At 67.5% G+C, this 21933-nt stretch carries 20 protein-coding genes; 2 read left to right on the top strand and 18 right to left on the bottom strand.

The window, feature by feature from the left end:
- Positions 1 to 155 precede the first annotated feature (155 nt).
- From ugpQ to LXM88_RS06815, 12 genes are all read right to left on the bottom strand, one after another.
- A complete protein-coding gene (gene ugpQ, locus LXM88_RS06870) occupies positions 156 to 920 on the bottom strand; it encodes a glycerophosphodiester phosphodiesterase (protein ID WP_262540444.1) in 765 nt (254 codons plus the stop codon).
- Positions 921 to 948: 28 nt separating this feature from the next.
- Positions 949 to 2034: a sn-glycerol-3-phosphate import ATP-binding protein UgpC gene (locus LXM88_RS06865; protein WP_262540442.1), complete on the bottom strand. Its 1086-nt coding sequence runs from the start codon at positions 2032 to 2034 to the stop codon at positions 949 to 951.
- A gap of 32 nt (positions 2035 to 2066) precedes the next feature.
- Positions 2067 to 2912, bottom strand: coding sequence for a sn-glycerol-3-phosphate ABC transporter permease UgpE (gene ugpE / locus LXM88_RS06860; RefSeq protein ID WP_262540440.1), 846 nt, complete (start codon positions 2910 to 2912; stop codon positions 2067 to 2069).
- On the bottom strand, positions 2909 to 3793 hold the full coding sequence (gene ugpA, locus LXM88_RS06855; protein WP_262540439.1) for a sn-glycerol-3-phosphate ABC transporter permease UgpA: 885 nt from the start codon (positions 3791 to 3793) through the stop codon (positions 2909 to 2911). The genes ugpE and ugpA overlap by 4 nt, the downstream gene beginning before the upstream one ends.
- A 92-nt stretch (positions 3794 to 3885) precedes the next feature.
- A complete protein-coding gene (gene ugpB / locus LXM88_RS06850) occupies positions 3886 to 5220 on the bottom strand; it encodes a sn-glycerol-3-phosphate ABC transporter substrate-binding protein UgpB (protein ID WP_262540437.1) in 1335 nt (444 codons plus the stop codon).
- Between the two features lie 90 nt (positions 5221 to 5310).
- Positions 5311 to 6519: a deoxyguanosinetriphosphate triphosphohydrolase gene (locus LXM88_RS06845; protein ID WP_412524127.1), complete on the bottom strand. Its 1209-nt coding sequence runs from the start codon at positions 6517 to 6519 to the stop codon at positions 5311 to 5313.
- 41 nt (positions 6520 to 6560) lie between these two features.
- Positions 6561 to 7640 (bottom strand): 3-dehydroquinate synthase, encoded by a 1080-nt coding sequence (gene aroB, locus LXM88_RS06840; RefSeq protein WP_262540435.1) that lies wholly within the window; start codon positions 7638 to 7640, stop codon positions 6561 to 6563.
- Positions 7637 to 8191 carry a shikimate kinase AroK gene (gene aroK, locus LXM88_RS06835; protein ID WP_027788566.1) on the bottom strand — a complete coding sequence of 185 codons (555 nt, stop codon included), beginning with the start codon at positions 8189 to 8191 and terminating at the stop codon, positions 7637 to 7639. Before aroK ends, aroB begins: the two co-directional genes overlap by 4 nt.
- 40 nt (positions 8192 to 8231) lie before the next feature.
- A complete protein-coding gene (gene pilQ / locus LXM88_RS06830) occupies positions 8232 to 9866 on the bottom strand; it encodes a type IV pilus secretin PilQ (RefSeq protein ID WP_262540434.1) in 1635 nt (544 codons plus the stop codon).
- Positions 9863 to 10729 (bottom strand): pilus assembly protein, encoded by an 867-nt coding sequence (locus tag LXM88_RS06825; protein WP_262540432.1) that lies wholly within the window; start codon positions 10727 to 10729, stop codon positions 9863 to 9865. The genes pilQ and LXM88_RS06825 overlap by 4 nt, the downstream gene beginning before the upstream one ends.
- Positions 10726 to 11358 carry a fimbrial protein gene (locus tag LXM88_RS06820; RefSeq protein ID WP_262540430.1) on the bottom strand — a complete coding sequence of 211 codons (633 nt, stop codon included), beginning with the start codon at positions 11356 to 11358 and terminating at the stop codon, positions 10726 to 10728. Before LXM88_RS06820 ends, LXM88_RS06825 begins: the two co-directional genes overlap by 4 nt.
- Before the next feature lie 11 nt (positions 11359 to 11369).
- Positions 11370 to 12293 carry a competence protein ComA gene (locus tag LXM88_RS06815; RefSeq protein WP_262540429.1) on the bottom strand — a complete coding sequence of 308 codons (924 nt, stop codon included), beginning with the start codon at positions 12291 to 12293 and terminating at the stop codon, positions 11370 to 11372.
- Between the two features lie 226 nt (positions 12294 to 12519).
- On the opposite strand from LXM88_RS06815, the gene LXM88_RS06810 reads away from it, so the two are divergent.
- Entirely contained in the window at positions 12520 to 14907 is a 2388-nt protein-coding gene (locus LXM88_RS06810) for a penicillin-binding protein 1A (protein WP_441301338.1), read from the top strand.
- Between the two features lie 82 nt (positions 14908 to 14989).
- On the opposite strand, the gene cyaY is transcribed toward LXM88_RS06810, so the two are convergent.
- A complete protein-coding gene (gene cyaY, locus LXM88_RS06805) occupies positions 14990 to 15316 on the bottom strand; it encodes an iron donor protein CyaY (RefSeq protein ID WP_262540426.1) in 327 nt (108 codons plus the stop codon).
- A 36-nt stretch (positions 15317 to 15352) separates the two neighbouring features.
- On the opposite strand from cyaY, the gene lptM reads away from it, so the two are divergent.
- Complete coding sequence (gene lptM / locus LXM88_RS06800) at positions 15353 to 15631, top strand: LPS translocon maturation chaperone LptM (RefSeq protein ID WP_047899593.1); 279 nt, start codon at positions 15353 to 15355, stop codon at positions 15629 to 15631.
- 73 nt (positions 15632 to 15704) lie between these two features.
- Here the strand turns inward: lptM and msrQ are convergent, their stop codons facing one another.
- The 5 genes from msrQ to LXM88_RS06775 all read right to left on the bottom strand — a co-directional run bounded on the left by msrQ (position 15705) and on the right by LXM88_RS06775 (position 21831).
- Complete coding sequence (msrQ, locus tag LXM88_RS06795) at positions 15705 to 16391, bottom strand: protein-methionine-sulfoxide reductase heme-binding subunit MsrQ (RefSeq protein WP_262540424.1); 687 nt, start codon at positions 16389 to 16391, stop codon at positions 15705 to 15707.
- Positions 16392 to 16411: 20 nt separating this feature from the next.
- Entirely contained in the window at positions 16412 to 17407 is a 996-nt protein-coding gene (gene msrP, locus LXM88_RS06790; protein WP_262540422.1) for a protein-methionine-sulfoxide reductase catalytic subunit MsrP, read from the bottom strand.
- A gap of 159 nt (positions 17408 to 17566) precedes the next feature.
- Positions 17567 to 18754, bottom strand: coding sequence for a c-type cytochrome biogenesis protein CcsB (ccsB, locus tag LXM88_RS06785; protein WP_262540421.1), 1188 nt, complete (start codon positions 18752 to 18754; stop codon positions 17567 to 17569).
- Positions 18755 to 18758: 4 nt separating this feature from the next.
- Positions 18759 to 20975 (bottom strand): cytochrome c biogenesis protein ResB, encoded by a 2217-nt coding sequence (locus LXM88_RS06780; protein ID WP_262540420.1) that lies wholly within the window; start codon positions 20973 to 20975, stop codon positions 18759 to 18761.
- Positions 20976 to 21177: 202 nt separating this feature from the next.
- Positions 21178 to 21831: a c-type cytochrome gene (locus tag LXM88_RS06775; protein ID WP_262540419.1), complete on the bottom strand. Its 654-nt coding sequence runs from the start codon at positions 21829 to 21831 to the stop codon at positions 21178 to 21180.
- Positions 21832 to 21933 lie beyond the last annotated feature (102 nt).

Raw genomic sequence — 21933 nt, 5'->3', positions numbered from 1 at the left:
GAATATTTGGGGAATGGTTAATCCTGCTGCAATTTGTAGCGGAATTTTCGTGACGTAACGTCTCCACGATGCAAAACGCCCCGGCGGATTCCCGTCGGGGCGTCGTTTTTTTGTCTCAGGGTCTTCCCGCACCCATCGTCGCGCGGGACCGGCCGCTACACGATGTCGTCCAGCGCATCGGGGGCGATCAGGTCGATCCGGTCCGTGCAGACCGCGTCGACACCCCAGCGCGCGAGTTCGCGCGCCCGTTCGAGGTCGTTCACCGTGTACACCAGGATGCGCAGCCCGGCCGCCTTGATCGCGCGCACGAGCGGTTCGTCGAGCCGTTTGTGGTCCGCATGCAACGATACGCAGCCGAGCGCGCCGACGACCTGCGCATGCCAGTCGTCCGGCACGGCCTCGTAGAGCATCCCGCGCGGCAGCGCCGGCACGGCCTCGCGTGCCTGTTGCAGCGCATCGAACGAGAACGACGACAGCAGCGGCGGGACCGCGGCATCACGCCAGTACGCGGCCGCGTCGGCCGCCACGCGCTGCCCCGTCTCGCGCTCGCGCCCCGGGCACGGCTTGATCTCGACATTGACGGCCAGGCCGTGGGCGATGCAGCGCGCCGCCGCCGCCTCGAGCGTCGGCATCCGCTCGCCCGCGAAGCGCGCGTCGAGCCACGCACCGGCGTCGAGCGCGGCCAGCGCCGCATAACGCATGCCCGCCGCCGCCCCCTGGCCGTTCGACGTCCGGTCGACCGTGTCGTCGTGCAGCAGGAACGTCACGTCGTCGGCCGACAGCTTCGCGTCGAACTCGACCATCCGGTAACCGCGTCGCGCACCCTCGTCGAGCGCGGCGAGCGTGTTTTCCGGTGCGAGCGTGCCCCCGCCGCGATGGGCGACGACGCGCGGATAGGGCCAGTCGGTACGGGAAATCATCGTCGGTCTCTCTGCAAGGTCAGCCGGTTCAGCCGGCACGCTTGCCGGTCTCGGGATCGAAGAAGTGCAGCCGATGCGCGGGCAGCGCGGCCGCCAGCGCGGTGCCGCGCGCGGGACGGTCCGCGTGCGGCAGGCGCACCGCGACGTCGTGATTGCCCCAGCGTCCGTGCGCGAGATTGTCCGCGCCGAGCAGTTCGCACGAGTCGACGGGCAGCGTCGCCTGCGCGACGCCCGGCTGCGGCGTCATGTGCTCGGGACGCACGCCGAGCACCCAGTCGCGCCCGGTGGCGATCTCCGCGCCGATGCCGGGTGCGCCGGCGACCGGCAGCGCGGGACCGCCGCCGGTGACCGTGAAGGTCGCGCCGTCGTCCGACAGCCGGCCGTGCATCAGGTTCATCGCGGGCGAGCCGATGAAGCCCGCGACGAACACCGTCGCCGGCTTCTCGTACACGTCGACCGGTGCACCGATCTGTTCCGCGTAGCCGCGGTTCATCACGATCACGCGCTGCGCGAGCGTCATCGCCTCGATCTGGTCGTGCGTCACGTAGACGCTCGTCGTCGCGAGCCGCGCATGCAGCCGCTGGATCTCGAGCCGCATCTGCACGCGCAGTTTCGCGTCGAGGTTCGACAACGGTTCGTCGAACAGGAACACCGACGGCTCGCGCACGATCGCGCGCCCCATCGCGACGCGCTGCCGCTGTCCGCCCGACAGCTCGCGCGGCCGCCGCGCGAGCAGCGGCTCGAGCTCGAGGATCTTCGCGGCAGCGGCCACCCGCGAGTCGATCGTCGTACGCTCGATCCCGCGGATCTTCAGTCCGTAGCCCATGTTCTGCGCGACCGTCATGTGCGGGTACAGCGCATAGTTCTGAAACACCATCGCGATGTCGCGATCCTTCGGCTCCAGCGCGTTGACGACCCGGTCACCGATTGCGATCTCGCCGTCCGTCACGCTCTCGAGCCCCGCGATCATCCGCAGCAACGTCGACTTGCCGCAGCCCGACGGGCCGACCAGCACGATGAATTCGCCGTCCGCGATCTCCACGTCGATGCCATGCAGCACGTGCTGCTTGCCGTCGTAGGATTTCCTGACGCCCTTCAAGCTCAGCGCAGCCATACTTGGTCTTTCTCCCGGTTGCCGTCCGTCATTTATTTCTCGGAATCGACGAGGCCGCGCACGAACCAGCGCTGCATCGCCAGCACGACGACGAGCGGCGGAATCATCGCCATCAGCGTCGCCGCCATCACGTATTGCCATTCGGTCGCGGCGTCACCGCTCGCGATCATCGTCTTGATGCCCACCACCGCCGTCGACAGCGACGCCTCCGTCGTGATCAGGATCGGCCACAGATACTGGTTCCAGCCGTAGATGAACGTGATCACGAACAGCGCCGCGATGCTCGTCTTCGACAGCGGCAGCACGACGTCCCAGAAGAAGCGCAGCGGCCCCGCGCCATCGATGCGCGCGGCGTCCATCAGTTCGTCGGGCAGCGTCATGAAGAATTGCCGGAACAGGAACGTGGCCGTTGCCGATGCGATCAGCGGCAGCGTGAGCCCCGCATACGTATTCGTCAGGTGCAGCGTCGACACGACCTGCACGGTCGGGAAGATCCGCACCTCGACCGGCAGCATCAGCGTGACGAAGATCAGCCAGAACGCCGTGTTGCGGAACGGGAAGCGAAAATACACGATCGCGTACGCGGACAGGATCGACATCGCGATCTTGCCGACCGCGATGCCGAGCGCCATCGCGAAGCTGTTCACGAGCAGGCGGCCGAACGGCGCCGTCGTGCCGCCGCTGCCATGCCCCCAGATGTATGCGATGTTCTCGAACAGGTGCGTGCTCGGCACGAGCGACAGCGGCACCGTGAACACTTCCTGCGCGTTCATCGTCGCCGCGCAGAACGCGACGTAGACGGGGAACACGATCAGCACGACGCCCGCGATCAGCACCGCGTGGCAGAACAGGTCGAAGCCCTTGCGATTTTCGATCATGCGTATTGCACCCTGCGTTCGACGAAGCGGAACTGGATCACCGTGAGCCCGACGACGATGATCATCAGCACGACCGACTGCGCGCCCGAGCTGCCGATGTCGAGCCCCTGGAAGCCCTCCGCGAAGATCTTGTAGATCAGCGTCTTCGTGCTCTGCGCCGGGCCGCCGCCGGTGGCCGCATCGATCACCGGGAACGTGTCGAAGAACGCGTAGACGAGGTTCACGACCAGCAGGAAGAAACTCGTCGGCGACAGCAGCGGCAGCACGATGTTGAAGAAGCGCCGTACCGGCCCCGCGCCGTCGATCGACGCCGCCTCGATCAGCGAGCGCGGGATCGCCTGCAGGCCCGCGTAGAAGAACAGGAAGTTGTAGCTCACCTGCTTCCACACCGATGCGAGCACGACCAGGAACATCGCCTGCCCGCCGTTCAGCGCGTGGTTCCACACGATGCCGCCCTTCGCGAGCGCATAGGTGATCAGGCCGATGCTCGGGTTGAACAGGAACGCCCACAGCACGGCCGCGATCGTCGGCGCGACCGCATACGGCCAGATCAGCAGCGTGCGGTACACGCGCGCACCGCGGATCACGCGGTCGGCGCACGCGGCGAGCAGCAGCGACACGACGAGCCCGCTCACCGTGACGAGCGAGCTGAACACGAGCGTCGTGCGGAACGAATCGAGATACAGCGGATCGGCGAACAGGTGCGTGAAGTTCGCGAAGCCGACGAATTCGCTCGATGTGCCGAACGCGTCCTGCATCTGCGTCGACTGCCACAGCGCGACGCCGGCCGGCCACAGGAAGAACACGGCGGTGATCGCGAGCTGCGGCGCGATCAGCAGGTACGGCACCAGGCTCGTACCGAAGCGGGAACGGGATTGCATCGCGGATATCCGGTCAGGCGAAACGGAAAGGAAACCGCGCCGCCGGACCGCGCGCATGCGCGGCGCGGCCGGCGGCACGAAGCGACGCGTGCTCAGCCGCCCGACTTCTCGAAGCGGCGCAGCAACTCGTCGCCGCGCGAGGCCGCCGAATCGAGCGCGTCCTTCGGCGACTTCTTCTGCGCCCAGACCTGTTCGAACTCCTCGTCGACGATCGTGCGGATCTGCGGCATGTTGCCGAGACGCAGCCCCTTCGTGTAAGGCAGCGGCGGCTTGTTCAGCATCTGCTTGATCGCGGTTTCGGCGCTCGGGTTCTTCGCGTAGAAGCCCTGCTCGCGCGTGAGGTCGTACGCGGCGGTCGTCACCGGCAGGTAGCCCGTGTCCTGGTGCCACTTCGCGGCGACGGGCGGCGATGCCAGGTACGCGAGGAATTTCGCGACACCCTTGTAGGTCGCCGGATCCTTGCCGGCCAGCACCCACAGGCTCGCGCCGCCGATGATCGCGTTCTGCGGCGCGCCCTTCACGTTCGCGTCGTACGGCATCATGCCCGTGCCGTAGCTGAACTTCGCGAACTTCTGCACGTTCGCGAGCGCGCCCGACGACGTCGTCATGATCCCGCAGTCGCCGCTGTAGAACTTCGCCGACGCTTCATCCTTGCGGCCCGCGTACGTGAACGTGCCGTCCTTCGCCATCTGCTGCAGGAACGAGACGTGCGCGATCTGCTGCGGCTTGTTGAAATCGAGCACGGCGTCAGCGCCGTCGAAGCCGTTGTTGCGGCTCGCGAACGGCAGCCCGTGCCATGCGCTGTAGTTCTCGAGCTGGATCCAGCCCTGCCAGCCGGTCGTGAAGCCGCACGCCATCCCCGACTTGCGCAGCTTCTCGGCATCGGCCTTCACGTCGGCCCACGTCTTCGGCGGCTGGTTCGGGTCAAGCCCGGCCTTCTTGAACGCGTCCTTGTTGTAGTACAGCACCGGCGTCGAGCTGTTGAACGGCATCGAAACGAGATGGCCCGTCTTCGCGTCGCTGTAGTAGCTCGAGATGGTCGGCACGAACGCCTTTTCGTCGAGCGGCACGCCGGCCTGCTTGAACACGTCGTAGACCGGCACGACGGCCTTCTTCGCCTGCATCATCGTGGCCGTGCCGACTTCATAGACCTGGAGGATCGCCGGCGCGTTGCCGCTGCGATAAGCGGCGATGCCGGCCGCGAGCGCCTGGTCGTAGGTGCCCTTGAAGACCGGCACGATCTTGTAGTCGCTTTGCGACGCGTTGAACTGCTCGGCAATCGCGTTGACCCGCTCGCCGAGCGCGGCCTCCATCGCATGCCAGAACTGGATCTCCGTCGCAGCCAACGCCACGTGCTGCACACCGAACATCAGCGCGCCGCCGAGCGCGATCGAACGAACCATGGTCCCCGCAGGCTTCTTCTTCATCGACCTCTCTCCTATGAAAACGTTACCAACAGCGTGTGCAACATTCCCGTCGCCATTGAACCGGCGAAGTCTAGTGATCGTTTGTGACAGTCAGTTGTCGGTGATGACGAACAGGCGCTGATATTCCTTCAGCGCGAAGCGGTCGGTCATGCCGGCGATGTAGTGCGCGACGAGACGCGGCTGCTGCGCTGCGTCTTCCGACTGGTACGGCGGCGGCAGCAGGCGCGGATCGTCGATGAACGCGTCGAACAGCCCCGTGACGACGCGCTGCGCCTTGCTCGCCATGCGCATCACCTTGTAGTGGCGATACAGGTTCTTGAACAGGAAACGCTTGAGGGCGGCCGCCTGCGCGGCGACCGTCGCGCTGTGCGACACGAGCGGCGGCGCGGCGCGCACGTCGTCGAGCGACGCGGGCGCGACGCGCGCGAGATTGCGCGTCGTCTCGTCGATCAGGTCGACGATCAGCGTGTTGATGATGCGGCGCACCGTCTCGTGCACGAGGCGGCGGCCTTCGAGGTGCGGGAATTCGGCGAGCGCCGCCTCGTAGTGGCGCTGCCACAGCTCGACTTCCGCGAGCTGCTCGATCGTGATCAGGCCGGAACGCAGGCCGTCGTCGACGTCGTGGTTGTTGTAGGCGATTTCGTCCGCGATGTTCGCGAGCTGCGCTTCGAGCGACGGCTGGCGGCCCTGCAGGAAACGCTCGCCGAGCGCGCCGAGCTTGCGCGCGTTCTCGCGCGAGCAGTGCTTCAGGATGCCTTCGCGCGTCTCGAAGCACAGGTTCAGCCCGTTGAACGCGCCGTAGTGCTCCTCGAGCTCGTCGACGACCGCCAGGCTCTGCAGGTTGTGCTCGAAGCCGCCGTGGTCGCGCATGCACGCATTCAGCGCGTCCTGGCCGGCATGGCCGAACGGCGTATGGCCGAGATCGTGCGCGAGCGAGATCGCCTCGACGAGATCCTCGTTCAGGCGCAGGTTGCGCGCGACCGAACGCGCGATCTGCGCGACTTCGAGGCTATGCGTGAGGCGCGTGCGGAACAGGTCGCCTTCGTGATTGACGAAGACCTGCGTCTTGTATTCGAGCCGGCGAAACGCGGTCGAATGGACGATGCGATCGCGGTCGCGCTGGAATTCGGTGCGCGCCGCCGGCGGCGTTTCCGGATGGCGGCGGCCGCGCGACTGCGACGCGTGCGCGGCATACGGAGCGAGATGGGCTTCCAGCGCCGCCAGCGTCGGCGGCTCGGCCACCGGCGCAACGGATGCGCGGCCGGCTTCAGGCAGTGTGCTGCTGGATGTCTCGCTCACGTCTCCTCCATGTCAGGGGCGCCGGGGCATCCGGGCCGCGGTTAGCCGGTCGTCTGCGCCAGTGTAGCGAATACGGCTTCGTCCGGCGCCTGCGTAATCAGCGTATCGCCGAAGCGCTTCAGCAGGATGAACTTGATCGCGCCGGCTTCAGCCTTCTTGTCGACGCGCATCAAATCCATGTAGCGCGCGTCGCCGAGCGCGGGCCCGCGGGTCGGCAGATGCGCGGCCGCGATCACCGCGTCGAGGCGCTGCCGCGATGCTTCGTCGAGCAGGCCGAGCCGCACCGACAGGTCGCCCGCCATCACCATCCCGCAGCCGACCGCCTCGCCGTGCAGCCACTCGCCGTAGCCAAGGCCGGCCTCGATTGCATGGCCGAACGTGTGGCCGAAGTTCAGGATTGCGCGCAGGCCGCCTTCGCGCTCGTCGGCCGCGACCACGCTCGCCTTGATCTCGCACGAACGCTTCACGGCGTGCGCGAGCGCTGCCGGCTCGCGACGGTTCAGCGCGTCGACGTTCGCCTCGATCCAGTCGAAGAATTCCGCATCGGCGATCGCGCCGGTCTTGATGACCTCGGCGACGCCGGCCGCCAGTTCGCGCTCGGGCAGCGTCGCCAGTGCGCCGATGTCCGCGATCACGGCCTGCGGCTGGTAGAACGCGCCGATCATGTTCTTGCCGAGCGGGTGGTTGATGCCCGTCTTGCCGCCGACCGACGAATCGACCTGCGACAGCAGCGTGGTCGGCACCTGGATGAACGGCACGCCGCGCATGTAGCACGCGGCGGCAAAGCCCGTCATGTCGCCGATCACGCCGCCGCCGAGCGCGACGAGCGTCGTCTTGCGATCGGCGCGCTCGGTCAGCAGGCCGTCGAAGATCAGGTTCAGCGTTTCCCAGTTCTTGTATGCCTCGCCGTCCGGCAGCACGACCGTCGACACATGCTTGCCGAGCGGCGCGAGCGCCGCGCGCAGCGTGTCGCCGTAAAGCGGATCGACCGTCGTGTTCGTGACGATCGTGACGGACGAACCCCTGATGTGAGGCGCGAACAGCTCGGCGCGGCCGATCAGGCCGGCGCCAATGTGAATCGGATAGGCGCGGTCGCCCAGATCGACGTTGACAGTAATCATGCTTGTAGCGGCTTGGCGATGACGCCCGCCAGTTCGAGTTGCATCAGCACCATGTTGACGAGACCGTTGACCGACGGGCGGCCGGTCTCGATGACGAAATCCGCGCATTCGCGGTACAGCGGGTCGCGCACTTCGTAGAGCGCTTCGAGACGCCCCTTCGGATCTTCGGTCTGCAGCAGCGGGCGGTTCTTGTCCTTGCGCGTGCGCAGCCACAGATCGTGCGGATTGGCGCGCAGATAGACGACGATGCCATTGCTTTTCAGGCAGTCGCGATTTTCCGGGCGCAGCACGGCGCCGCCGCCCGTCGCGAGCACGATGTTCTCGCGCTGCGTCAGATCGGCGATCACCTGCGTTTCGCGATCGCGAAACCCGGCCTCGCCCTCCAGCTCGAAGATCACCGGAATGCGCGCGCCCGTGCGGGCCTCGATTTCGTGGTCGGAGTCGAAGAACGTCCTGTCGAGACGACGCGCGACCGCACGGCCCACGGTGGTCTTACCCGCTCCCATAAGGCCGACGAAAAATACGTTTGCATGTGGGTCCCGCGCTTGCAACGGCTTCCTCTGCTTCAATCTTGCTGGTGTGTGGCGCAGCTTACTGGCAAAGCGGCTGCCTTGTCGAGCCTGCGCCGGCGGCTTCCGGCCCCGTTTTATCGGGATCCGCGTCGCCCGCGCCGCGCGCATCGCAGCGCGCATCGACGACGGTCGGCGTGATGAATACGACCAATTCGTTGCGCTGGTCGCGCTGCGCGCGGTGCCGGAAAAGCGCGCCCAGAAACGGTATTTTGCCCAAGAGCGGCACGCGCGTCACATCGTTCCGGCGCAGTTGCTCGTAGATCCCGCCGATCGCGACCGTCCCGCCATCCTCGACCTCGACGCGCGTCTGCACGTGCTTCGTATGGATCGCCGGGCCGGCCGCCGTCGGCTCGCCGACGCTGTCCTTCGTCACGTCCAGGTCGAGCACCACACGCCCGTCGGGCGTGATCTGCGGCTCGACTTCGAGCTTGAGCGTCGCGCGGCGAAACTGCACGCCGCTCACGCCGTTGCCGACCTTCGCCTGGTACGGCAGTTCCGAGCCCTGCTCGACGATGGCCTTGACGCGATCGGCGGTCACCACGCGCGGACGCGAAACGATCTGACCCCGCCCCTGCGCCTCGAGCGCGCTCAGTTCGACGTCGAGTACGCGGCTGAGCGGCGCGGCGAACAGCGTGAAGCCGGCGGTTGCTGCCTCGAAGCCGCCGAGCGGCCGCGCGGCAAGGTCGAGCGCATTGCGCGCGTCCGTCGTGAACGTGGTGCCGTCGCCCGACGGCGGGCGCCCCTGTGCACGCAGCGCGACGCGTGCGCCGAGATTGCGCGAGAAGCCCTGTTCGCCCTCGACGATGCGCGCCTCGATCCGGACCTGCCGCGACGGCCGGTCGATCGCGTCGATCAGGCCCGCGATCTGCCCGATACGCGGTTCGAGATCGGTGACGAACAGCAGGTTCGTGCGCGGATCGGCCGCCGCGGCGCCGCGCTTCGACAGCAGGCGCTGGCCGGTCGCGCCGGCCAGCAAGCGTTGCACGTCCTGCGCGCGCGGGTAGTGCAGCACGAACGTACGGCTCGCGAGCGGCTCCAGATCGGCGGCCCGCGCGTGCATCTCGAAGCGCTCGCGTTCGCGCGCGGCCTGCTCAGCCGCCGGCGTGACCCATATCACGTTGCCGCGCCGCGACATCGCGAGCCCGTGCGCGTCGAGCAGCGTGTCGAATGCATCGCGCCAGCGGACATTGTTCAGACGTAACGTGACGGTGCCGCGCACCTGCTCGCCGACGACGATATTGAGCCCCGTGAACCGCGCAAACGCGTCGAACGCGGCCGCGAGACCGACGCCCTGCAGATTCAGCGAGATCCGCCGTGCGTCGTCGGCATCGTCCGGTTGCCGGGACGCGCCGTCGCTCATGCGGGCCGGCGGCGCCAGCGGGATCGGCGGCCCCTCCAGCCGGGGAGCCGGAGCGGCAGTTTCCGCCTGACGCGCCGCGTGAGCCGCCGGATCGAACGGCTGCGGGCCGACCTCCGCCGACACGGCGTCATCCACACCATCGGCCCGACCTCCGGGCAACGGCAGACCGGGCACCTGCGCATCCATCGCCGCTGCCGGCCAGACGGTCGGCAGCGGCGGCAACGACGCTCTCGCGCTGGCCGCCGTCAATCCGGCCCAGACGATGACGAGTGCCCAACGCCCGTACTGGGTCATGGCCGACCTCCGCCTTCAAGGACGATCCGGTGTGCCCCGTCCGCCGTCGCGAGCGTCACGGCAGCGGGCTCGACACGCACCACGCGTGCGGCGCCGAGCGCTTCGCCGGGCGCCACGGCGGTGAACGTGCCATCGCCGCCGTCGAACAGCGCGAGACCGGCACGCGCATCGCGAATCGTGCCGGCCAGGCGCGCCGCCTGACCTTCCGCTGCAGACGGGCCAGCCGCGCCGAACGGATCGTCGTCGAGCTCGGCGGCCGGAACCGGCACCGTGCCGCCAGCGCCCGTTGCGGCCGGCAATTCCGGAAACACGTCGACGGACATTTCCACGCGCACTGCCTGCAATCCCCGCTCGACCCGCAGCGCCGACGGCACCGCCAGTACCGGGAAGCCCGCCAGTCCGCCGACCATGTGCAACAACGCGCGAAAGTCGCCATCCGCGACGATCCGCACCGCGCGCCGGCCGTTCGGCGCCGCACCGTCTGCGTGCTGCGGTTCGATCGATACGCCGCGCAGCCCGCTCGACGCCGCGAGATCGGCCAGTTCCAGCATCAGCGCGGCCCATTCCGGCGCAGGCGACACGCGGTCATCGTGCGCTGAAGCCGGACGTGCGTCGCGCCGTTGCCCCGCGGCTGCAAGCACGCGCCGCGCGTCGGCCTCACGCACGTGCGCCGCTGCGAGCAACGTTCGACTGTGCGCACGCCCGCTCCAGTCGGCGGCATTCGCCAGATGAATGCCGCCCGCCAGCACGGCCGCGAACGCCAGCACGCAGCCGGCGGCATGTGCGGCCTCGGGCGACACGCGCCGCATGCCGCCCAGCCACGCTTCGCCACGCGGCGCAGGTCGACGCACGATCGCCGTCACGCGTCCCCTCCTGACGCTTTCTGCGACGGCATCGCATCGTGCCAGCGCAGTTGGACCGAGAACCGAAACGGCATCCCCGCCGAGGCGATCGGCACCTCCGAAGCGGGCTTCAACACGTCGATATCGATCCGCCAGTCGCGCTGCTCGCGCGCCATCCCGGCGAGCCATCGCGCGGCCACCCGGTAACTCGCGGCGCGCGCATCGAGCACGGCGCCGGTCGGCGTCGTGCGCAGCGTGTCGATCCGGACCGTGTCGCCGCGCACCCGCGCCAGTGTCGCCAGCAGCGCTGCGACGCGCCGGTAAGGCGCGGCAAGCTCGGCTGCCTGCGCGCCGCGCCGAGTGGCGGCGGCTGCTGCACCGGCAGCGCGCGTCGCGGCGTTCACCTGCGGCTGCAACTGTCGCAGCCGCGCCTCCACACTTGCGCGCTCGGCGTCCGCACGCCACCGCAACCCCGTGGCAGCGCCCGTCCACAGGCCGACGCCGAGCATGCCGAGCAGGATTGCCGTCCCGCACTGCGCGGCCCGGCGACGCCGCAACGCCTGCGCCAGCCGCTCGCGGTACGGCAGCAGGTTGAAGCCGCCGAGCCCCGCACGATCGGCCGGAGCCGGCCCGGACACGCTTGCCGGCATGCGGCCGGCCGTCACTCCCACACCCCGCGCAACGCGAGCCCGAACGCGACCGCGAATGCCGGGCCGCCCCGCATGCCGGCGGGCAGGCACGGCTGCCCGTCCCAGCCCGTAAAGTCGAACGGTGCCGCGACCGCGCCGAGCACGTCACCGATATCGGCGACGGATGTTCCGAAGCGGGCGATGCACCGCTCGTCCCCGGCCACGAGCACGCAACGCACGGCCCCGAGCGAGCGCTGGCGCAATGCATCGGAAAACGCCTGCGGCACCGCGCCTGACAGCGCGAGCACTTGCGCGGCCAACGCACCGTCGACACGCCACGCTCGCACGCCCGACTCGCTGAACCAGAGCGCGGCATAGGGGCCGTGCGCGTCGAGCTCGAACTGCGCCGCATAACGCAACGCGCGCAGTGCGGCCGCCGACTCGCCGTCGATGGCCGTCAGGTCGACGCCGGCCTGGGCGGCCACGTCGACCCGCCGTTCGAGCAGTGCCGTCGGGGCCACCGCGACCTCGATCTCGCCAGACTGCGCGCCGCCATCCTGCCGCCAGTCGAACGCGAGGCTGTCCGGCGCCAGCCCCGAAATGCGCTCGGCCGCCTGCCGCGCGGCGTCCTCGACGTCGTCACGCCCGGCGAGGTCGAGCGTCGCGGTGCGTATCTCGTCGTCGCTCAGCGCCATCACGCCACACGCCTCGCACCGCACACCCGCCGCCGACAGCCGCGACACGGCCGCCGACAGCGAACGCGCGACCGCCGCCCAGCGCGCGTCGTCCGGCCCGCCCGCCAACCCGACCGGCTCCCGCTCGAGCCCCTCGACGCGCACATCGGCGGCACGGCCGCGCCGGCTCAGCACGACCACCCTCACCTCGTCCGCCCCGACGTCGATTCCCGTCGACCCGTGCCTGCCCTGCGCGAACCGCGCCATCCATCGTCCCGCCATCCCGGCCTCCCGCGATCGTCGCGGCCCACGCCGCGTTTCCGAGACCTGATTCTGCAAAGCGGCGCGCTCGGCCGACAGTCGGCCGAACGGCCAGCATCGGCTCGGAACGGCCGCGCGCGGGCTATGCTGGAGACACGGCAACCCGCGCCTTTCCGGCGGGCAGCCCCCGCGTCAGGACCGGTCTTACCGGGCAGCTATAATCGCGAGACTGTTTTCCGGTATGCCTATGCAATCCACGACTCCTACGTCCCCGCCTCCCGCCCCGGAGCCGAAAAAGCGGCCCTGGTGGCAAAAAGTCCTGCTCGGCTTCGCCGCGATGTGCGTGGCCCTCGTCGTGGCCGGCGGCCTCGTGCTCGGCTACGCGCTCGTCGTCGCCTGGCCGAACATGCCGTCGCTCGACGCGCTGACCGACTATCGCCCGAAGGTGCCGCTGCGCATCTATACGTCCGATCACGTGCTGATCGGCGAATTCGGCGAGGAGCGCCGCGACGTCGTCCATTTCAAGGACGTGCCCGATTCGCTGAAGAAGGCGATCCTCGCGATCGAGGACGCACGCTTCTACGATCACGGCGGCGTCGACCTCACCGGCATCATCCGCGCCGGCTTCGTCGCGCTGACGAACGGCCATGCATCGCAGGGCGCGAGCACGATCACGATGCAGGTCGCGCGCAACTTCTTCCTGTCGAGCGAGAAGACCTACACGCGCAAGATCTACGAGATGCTGCTCGCGTACCGGATCGAGCGCGCGCTGACGAAGGATCAGATTCTCGAGGTCTACATGAATCAGATCTATCTCGGCCAGCGGGCGTACGGCTTTGCGAGCGCCGCGCGGGTCTATTTCGGCAAGGACCTGAAGGACATCACGCTCGCGGAAGCGGCGATGCTCGCGGGGCTGCCGAAGGCGCCGTCCGCGTATAACCCGGTCGTGAACCCGAAGCGCGCGAAGGTGCGCCAGGAATACATCCTGCAGCGGATGCTCGAGCTGAACTTCATCACACGCGAGCAGCACGACGAGGCCGTCGCGCAGCAGCTCGTCGTCAAGGGCCCGGGCCGCGATTTCAGCGTGCACGCCGAGTACGTCGCGGAAATGGTCAGACAGATGATGTACGCGCAGTACCGCGAGGAAACCTACACGCGCGGCTTCAACGTCGTCACGACGATCGATTCCGCCGACCAGCAGGTCGCGTACACCGCGCTGCGCAAGGGCATCATGGATTACGAGCGCCGGCACGGGTATCGCGGGCCGGAAGGCTTCATCGAGCTGCCGGCCGGTGCGGACGACCGCGAACAGGCGATCGACGACGCGCTGCTCGAGCACCCCGACAACGGCGAGCTGATTGCCGCGGTCGTCACGGCCGCGAGCCCGCGCCAGATCACGATTGCATTCATCGACGGCAGCACTGCAACGGTCGAAGGCGACAACCTGCGCTTCGCGTCGGGCGCGCTGTCGACCAACGCACAGCCGAACCGCCGCATCCGCCCCGGTGCGATCGTCCGCGTCGTGAAGAACGACACCGGCAAATGGTCGATCACGCAGTTGCCGCAGGTCGAAGGCGCGTTCCTGTCGATCATCCCGCAGGACGGCGCGATCCGCTCGCTCGTCGGCGGCTTCGACTACAACAAGAACAAGTTCAACCACGTCACGCAGGCGTGGCGGCAGCCGGGTTCGTCGTTCAAGCCGTTCATCTACTCGGCGTCGCTCGACAAGGGCCTCGGGCCGGCAACCGTGATCAACGACGGCCCGCTTTATTTCAGCGCCGCCGAAACGGGCGGCCAGCCGTGGGAGCCGAAGAACTACGGCGGCGGCTTCGAAGGCCCGATGTCGATGCGCACCGCGCTGCAGCGCTCGCGCAACCTCGTGTCGATCCGGATCCTGAACAACATCGGCACGAAGTATGCGCAGCAGTACATCACGCGCTTCGGCTTCGACGCCGAGCGCCATCCGGCCTACCTGCCGATGGCACTCGGCGCGGGCCAGGTCACGCCGCTGCAGATGGCCGGCGCGTACTCGGTCTTCGCGAACGGCGGCTACCGCGTCAATCCGTATCTGATCGCGGAAGTCACCGATCCGAACGGCGCGATCGTCGCGCGTGCGCAGCCGCTCGTTGCCGAGCAGAACGCACCGCGCGCGATCGACGCGCGCAACGCATACGTGATGAACAGCCTGCTGCAGAGCGTCGCGCAGCGCGGCACGGGCGCGCGGACCAACATCCTGAAGCGCACCGACCTCGCGGGCAAGACCGGCACGACGAACGATTCGCACGACGCGTGGTTCGCCGGCTACCAGCACACTCTCGCCGCGATCGCGTGGATCGGCTACGACAATCCGCGCAGCCTCGGCGATCGCGAAACCGGTGGCGGCCTGTCGCTGCCGGTCTGGATCGACTACATGGGCGCCGCGCTGAAGGGCGTGCCGGAGTTCAAGCCGACGGCGCCGGACGGCGTCGAGTCGCTCGGCAGCGAACTGTACTTCACCGAGTTCACGCCGGGACACGGCTTCGTGTCGACGGTCGGCGTGCCGCAGGCACCGGCCGCGCAGAACGTCGACGAGGCGGTGCCGCATGTCGACGAGCAGGAAAAGCAGGACATCATGAACCTGTTCCGCGGCCACTGACACGCGGCCCCGGACATGAAAAAAGCGCCCCGCGGGGCGCTTTTTCCTTTGGTCCGGCGTTCGGGGCCCAGCGCCCCGGCCGTCACGCGCTGAACGTGATCGGCAGGCCAGCCTGCTGCGTCGCGTATTCGGTGATTGCCGCGTAGAACTCGGTGCCCGTGCGCGTATCGCGCCATTCGCCGTCGACGAAACGGTAGTGGAATCCGCCCGCCTTCGCGGCGATCCACACTTCCTTCATCGGCGGCTGCAAGTTGACGATGATCTTCGAGCCGTTCTCGAACGTCAGCGTCAGGACGCTGCCGTTGCGCTCCAGATCGATGTCGTGGTCGCCGTCGTTGGCGGCGTCGACGGTACGCTCGACGGCCGCCAGCACGGCCTCGGCACGGGTCAGGTATTCGGTATCGGACATGCTAAACTCTATCGGTTCAATTGTTCAGGGACGATCATGCGAGTCGTTTTCCGGATGAGCGCGATTGTAGCGGCTTTGGCGATTCTTGCCGGCTGCGGTCAAAGCGGCGCGCTCTATCTGCCCACCGTGCCTCCGCTGCCCAAGCCGATCCAGCAACAGGACACGCCGCCGTCGGACGTGAAGCCGACCGATGAAAACGCGTCATCCGACAGTGTGCCCGATTCGTCCGGCACGCCGCTCACGCTGTCGCCCGAGCTGTCGAGCGACGCATCGAAAATGCCCGCACCAGCGTCGGGCCCGGCCGTCGCGCAGTAAAGACGCAGCGCGGCTCGCGAAACAAGGCGATGACTTCCCGGTCATCGCCTTTTGTTTTTTTCAGGCCGGGCCGTTACGCGCGCACGCGCCGCCATCCCCATGCGACCAGCCGCCAGCCGAGCAGCGCGGCGACGATCGCCGCGTAAAGCTTCGGCTGCGCGAGATTGTGCTTGCCGGCCCGCATCCACCAGAAGTGCAGCACGCCGAACAGCGCGATCGCGTAGATCGTGCTGTGCAGCGTCGCCCAGTGGCGCCCGAGCCGGCGCACCATCGCGCGCGGCGACGTCGCGGCGAGCGGGATCAGCAGCACGAACGCGGCAAAGCCGACCGTGATGAACGGGCGCTTGCCGACGTCCTTCAGGATCGCGACGACATCGAACCACTTGTCGAACCACAGGTAGGTCGTGAAGTGCAGCGTCGCGTAAAAGAACGCGAACAACCCGATCATCCTGCGAAAGCGCAGCAGCGGCGCGAAGCCCGTCATGCGCCGGATCGGCGTGACGGCAAGCGTGATGCATAGCAGCACGAGCGTCCACAGGCCGGTCGAACGCGTGATGAATTCGATCGGGTTCGCGCCGAGCCGGTCGGTCAGCCCGAACAGCACGAGACGCGCAAGCGGATAGAGGCCGGCCGCGAAAACCAGCACCTTGGCCGGCACGAGCCAGCGCGGCGCGCCGGTACGAACAGCACCGGCCCCGGCCGCGCGTGCGGCCGATCCGGCGCCGGCTGCGCGCGCGGGCGTCAGCGTCGAAGGAGGCATGTTGTTTCTCACCGTCGCGCTCAGAAGTTCTTCTTCAGGTCCATGCCCTGATACATCGACGCGACCAGATCGCCGTAGCCATTGAACATCAGCGTCTTGCGCTTCGGCGTGAAGAAGCCGTCCTCGCCGATGCGCCGCTCGGTCGCCTGGCTCCAGCGCGGATGGTCGACGTTCGGGTTCACGTTCGAATAAAAGCCGTACTCGTTCGATGCGTACGTGTTCCAGCTCGTCTTCGGCTGCTTGTCGACGAAGCGGATCTTCACGAGCGACTTCGCGCTCTTGAAGCCGTACTTCCACGGCACGACGATTCGCACCGGCGCGCCGTTCTGGTTCGGCAGCACCTGCCCGTAGACGCCCAGCGCCAGCAGCGTCAGCGGATTCATCGCCTCGTCCATCCGCAACCCTTCCGAGTATGGCCAGTCGAGCACGGGCGTCGAGAGGCCCGGCATCTGCGACGGATCGGCCAGCGTGATGAACTGCACGTATTTCGCGTTGCCGGTCGGCTGCACGCGCTTGATCAGCTCGGACAGCGGCACGCCGATCCACGGAATCACCATCGACCACCCTTCGACGCAGCGCAGCCGGTACACACGCTCCTCGAGCGGTGCGAGCTTCAGCAGTTCGTCCAGGTCGAGCACCTTCGGGTGCTGCACCTCACCCTCGACGCTCACGCGCCACGGGCGCGGCCGCAGCGTGCCGGCGTTCTGCGCCGGATCGCTCTTGTCGGTGCCGAATTCGTAGAAGTTGTTGTAGGACGTGATGTCCTTGAACGGCGTCACCTTGTCGGCCGCGACGAACTTCGGGTTCGTTTTCGCCGCGAGCTTAGCCGCGCGCGCATCGGGCGACGCATATGCGGCAAATGCCGCGCCGCTGCCGCCGAGCAGCCCGCCCGCCGCCGCGAGGCCGGCCGCCTGCAAGACGCGCCGCCGGTTCTCGAACACCGCGCGCGGCGTGATCTCGCTGTGCGCGATATCACCGCCAATCAGTACGTTCCGCAAAGGGCGTTTGATCCACATCGTGCTGCTCCTCCTGCATGCGCCGCACGCACGCTTCATGAGCGTTCGACCCGACCCACCATGCGCCGTTCGACGCCCGGATCGCCCGCCCGTTACAAAAGAAAACCGCCGGGCACGCAGTGCGCCGGCGGTCTTATAGTCGGACGAGCGGCCGAAATCTTACAACTTGCCGTAGCTGTGCAGCCCGGACAGGAACATGTTGACGCCGAGGAACGCGAACGTCGTCACGAGCAGGCCCGTGAGCGCCCACCACGCGGCAACCGAGCCGCGCAGGCCCTTCATCAGCCGCATGTGCAGCCACGCCGCGTAGTTCAGCCACACGATCAGCGCCCAGGTTTCCTTCGGGTCCCAGCTCCAGTAGCCGCCCCATGCCTCGGCCGCCCACAGCGCGCCGAGGATCGTCGCGATCGTGAAGAACGCGAAACCGACCGCGATCGACTTGTACATCACGTCGTCGAGCACCTCGAGCGTCGGCAGGCGATCGGCGAGCACACCGCGCTCCTTCATCAGGTACGCGACCGACACCATCGCCGACAGCGCGAAGCTGCCGTAGCCGATGAAGTTCGCCGGCACGTGGATCTTCATCCACCAGCTCTGCAGCGCAGGCACGAGCGGCTGGATCTGCTGCGCATCGCGCGCGACCGAGTACCACATCAGGAAGCCGACCGCCGCGCTGATGACCAGCAGCACGAACGCGCCGAGCGAGCGCGTGCCGTAGTGGCCCTCGTAATACAGATAGAGCAGTGCGGTGATCAGGCTGAACAGGACGAACACCTCGTAGAGGTTCGACACGGGGATATGCCCGACGTCGGCGCCGATCAGGTAGGACTCGTACCAGCGCACCATCAGCCCCGTGAAGCCCATCAGCACGGCGACCCACGTGAGCTTCTGGCCGATCGCGGCGCCGGTTTCCGAGCGCGCGAGCAAGCCGATCCAGTAGAAGATCGTCGCGAGCACGAACAGCGCGCTCATCCACAGGATCGCCGACTGGCTCGACAGGAAGTACTTGAGGAAGAACGCCGCATCGGCGCGCGCGAGATCGCCCTGGTAGATCTGGATCGACAGCAGCGACAGCACGGCGATCGACGCCATCATCAGCCGCGCGGGCTTCCAGCGCCAGCCGAGCGTGACGAGCGCCGGCACGGTGCCGATCATCACCGCCTTGTCGTAGTAATCCATGTGCGCGTCGTAGTGCACGAGCGCATAACCCGCGCCCACCACGAGCGCCAGTGCGAACAGCCAGTCGACCAGCGACAGGCGCGCGAGGAACGGACGATCGTCGAACAGCGGCGCCGAAACCGGGGCCTGGGCCGACCGATGAGAGGAGGAAACTTGCGTGAGATCCATGATGTTACCGGGTGGAATTCTCGGAATCGGAACCGCCGCCGGCTGGCGGGCGGACCGTCGATGCCGCACCGGCGGGCGCGGCGTCGCGAGGTGCGGCGCGCAAGGCGGCGCCGGCCGCGTCGCGCGTCTGCACGAATTCTTTCTCGAAATCGAAGGTCCTGCGGGCCGTGGACATCGCCATCACCACGTCGACGCCCGAACCGGCATCCTTGAGCCAGAACCAGAGGCGCCGTTCGCGTACGTAGAACATCGAGAAGATGCCGGCGACCAGCAGCAGGCTGCCAAGATACACCAGATTCTTGCCGGGTGCGCGCGTCAACTGAAATACCGAAGCTTGCACCTGCTTGAATGAGTCAAGCTGCAAATAGACAGGCGATCCATACAGAAAGCTGTCGGATAGCGCATTGATCGCGTTCTGCACGAAGCGGATCGTGTCGGTGCCCTGCTGGGCGGCCGGCTGGCCGGCGCGCTCGCGTGAGATCTGCCAGACCTCCCACATCGAGCCCTCGAGCATCCGCAGCAGCAGGCTCGCGGCCTTCTCCTGCTCGGCCTTCGGCACCGAGCGGTCGATGAACGTCGCCACGGCCTGGAAGCCGCCGACCGGCTGGCCGTCGGCGCCGCGGCCGCCACTGTCATCGCTTGCAGCAAACAGGGTCAGCACCTTCGATGCGCTGTCCTGCAGGCGGCCGCGCAGCGATGCGTCGGCGCCCGGCAGCGAACGCTGCGCGAAGCGCGCGGCGGCTTCGGTGCGCACGGCCGGATCCTCGAGCGCGGCGCGCAGGTGCATCCATTCGCCGATCGAATCCTGGCTGTCGGCCGGAATCCGCATGTAGCGGAACGGATCGTTCGGGCTCGCACGCACGCCGGCGAGGAACACGCGCTCGCCGTTCATGTCGACGGGCAGCATGTAGTTGTTGAATTCGCGCGCCTGGCCGTCCTTGCCGCGGATCTTGTACTGCACGGACGGCCCGATGTTGTGGAGCTGCATCGGCTTCGACGTCTTCGCGCCGGAGCCGAGCCGTTCGTCGAACGCTTCCTTCAGCGACGCCGTCTTCGCGACGCCGCGCACGTCCGGCTTGCCGTTCGCGTCGGCCATGTTCTCGACGTTGATCGCGCGGAAATCGGAGAACTCGATCGTGTCGCCGTCGGCGCCCGGCATCTGCAGCGGCGCCGAACTGCCGATCGTGCCGTGCACGGGGAAGGTCTTCGCGTTGCCGCCCGTCATCGGGTAGGCCGTCATCTGCATCTGCGAGCCGCCGTCCTGGAAGCTCGACTGGTAGATCGACACGCCCTTGTACGTGAACGGCTTGTTGACCTCGACGCGCGCCGGGATCTTCTGGCCGGTCTCGCGATCGATCACGACGATGTCGCTCGCGAACAGCTTCGGCATGCCGGTCGTGTAGTAGTCGACGATGAACTTGTTGAGCTGGATCGAGAACGGCAGGTCCTGGATCAGCGAGCCGCTCGGCTGGTTCAGGATCGCGGTCGACACGAACTGGCCCTCGGGCACCCACGCATAACCGCGGAACGTCGGGTTCGACGCGGACAGGCGATGGTCGGGCGAGATCTCGCTGATCGTCGCGCTCGTGTTGACCGGGCTCTTGCCGAACATCCACATCTGGAATTTGATCGGCAGGTTGCTGTCGAGCAGGCCACCGATACAGATCACGACGATCGCGAGGTGGGCGGAGATGTAGCCCCACTTGGTCATCGCACCGCGCTTCGCGGAGATCAGCGTCGCGCCGTCGGTTTCACGCACGACGTGCTTGTAGCCGGCCTTGGTGACGAACGTGGCGAGCGTCGCCGCGACCGTCGCGCGCGTGCCGGACGCCGTGTACTCGGCCTTGTGGTGGAACGCGCGCAGGCTGCCTTCGCGGACCTTGTCCTTCCAGCTCTTCGCATCGGCGAGCATCTTCGGCGCGTTGCGGATCACGCACAGCGAGACCGACACGACGAGGAAGATCAGGATCAGCATGAACCACCACGCGCTGTACACGTTGTACAGGCCGAGCGAGCGGAAGATGTCCGCCCAGAACGGCCCGAACTGGTTCACATAGTTCGGATACGGATCGTCCTGGGTCAGGACCGTGCCGATGATGCTCGCGATCGACAGCACCACCAGCAGCGCAATCGCAAAGCGCATCGAGCTCAGCAGCTCGACCGCGCGCTTCGGCGCCCCCTGACCCGACTTCGACTGCAACCCCGACGTGGTAACGCTCATTCAAACTCCGACTAAGGGGAAACAGCCCCCACGCTCACTATGTTCGCTGCCCCCCAAGGGGGCGGTCAGCACTCTTGGGGCGGCCCGGCGAGTGCTGACAAAAAAGGGCGAGGCAACCGCAACGGCGCGGCGCCCCACCCTTTTCTTGTTCTGACACCGGCCGCCCTTCGGGCGCCCGGTCATTCCATTCGCGACTGACCGCTCAACGCAGGCCCGCGATGTAATCCGCGACGGCCTTGATCTCGTTGTCCGACAGACGCGTCGCGATCTGATGCATCGCCTCGTTGTTGTTGCGCGCGCCGGCACCCTGCTGGAACGCGGTCAACTGCGCGACCGTGTAGTCGGCCCACTGCCCCGACAGACGCGGATACTGGACCGGCATCCCCTGCCCCGTCGGCCCGTGGCAACTCGCGCAGGCGGGCACGCCCTTCTCCGCGATGCCGCCGCGATAGATCTTCTGGCCGATCGGCACGGTCGCCGCATCGCGTGCGGTACCGAGCTTCGTCGTCTGCGACCCGTAGTACGCGGCAACGTTGCGCATGTCGTCCGCGCTCAGCGCGCTCGCGAATCCGACCATCACCGCGTTGGACCGCCCCGGCCCCTTCGCGCCCGGCTGCGTCTTGAAGTCGTTCAACTGCTTGACCAGATATTCGGGATGCTGGCCGGCAAGCTTCGGGAAACTGCCCGACGCGCTATTGCCGTCGGCGCCGTGGCACGACGCGCAGACCTGCCCGGCAATCGCCTTGCCGCGGTCGAGATCCGGCTTTGCCGCATCCGCCGCGTTTGCCTCCGCTACGAAACCTACGAACCCTGCTGCAACCTGAAGCACCATCAGAGACTTGCACAGTCGATTCATTCGCACACCCTGTTTCGTCTTGTGGGAATTTGAGGTTCTGCAAAAAACGACGGCGTCCAGTCTACCGCAGAAGCCACATAAAAGCGCGAGGCAGGCGCCCGG

It is taken from the genome of Burkholderia sp. S-53, assembly GCF_025560745.1.
Taxonomy (GTDB): domain Bacteria; phylum Pseudomonadota; class Gammaproteobacteria; order Burkholderiales; family Burkholderiaceae; genus Burkholderia; species Burkholderia pyrrocinia.
The sequence above is the reverse complement of the archived record's forward strand: the minus strand, read 5'-3'. Positions and strand labels throughout refer to the sequence as shown.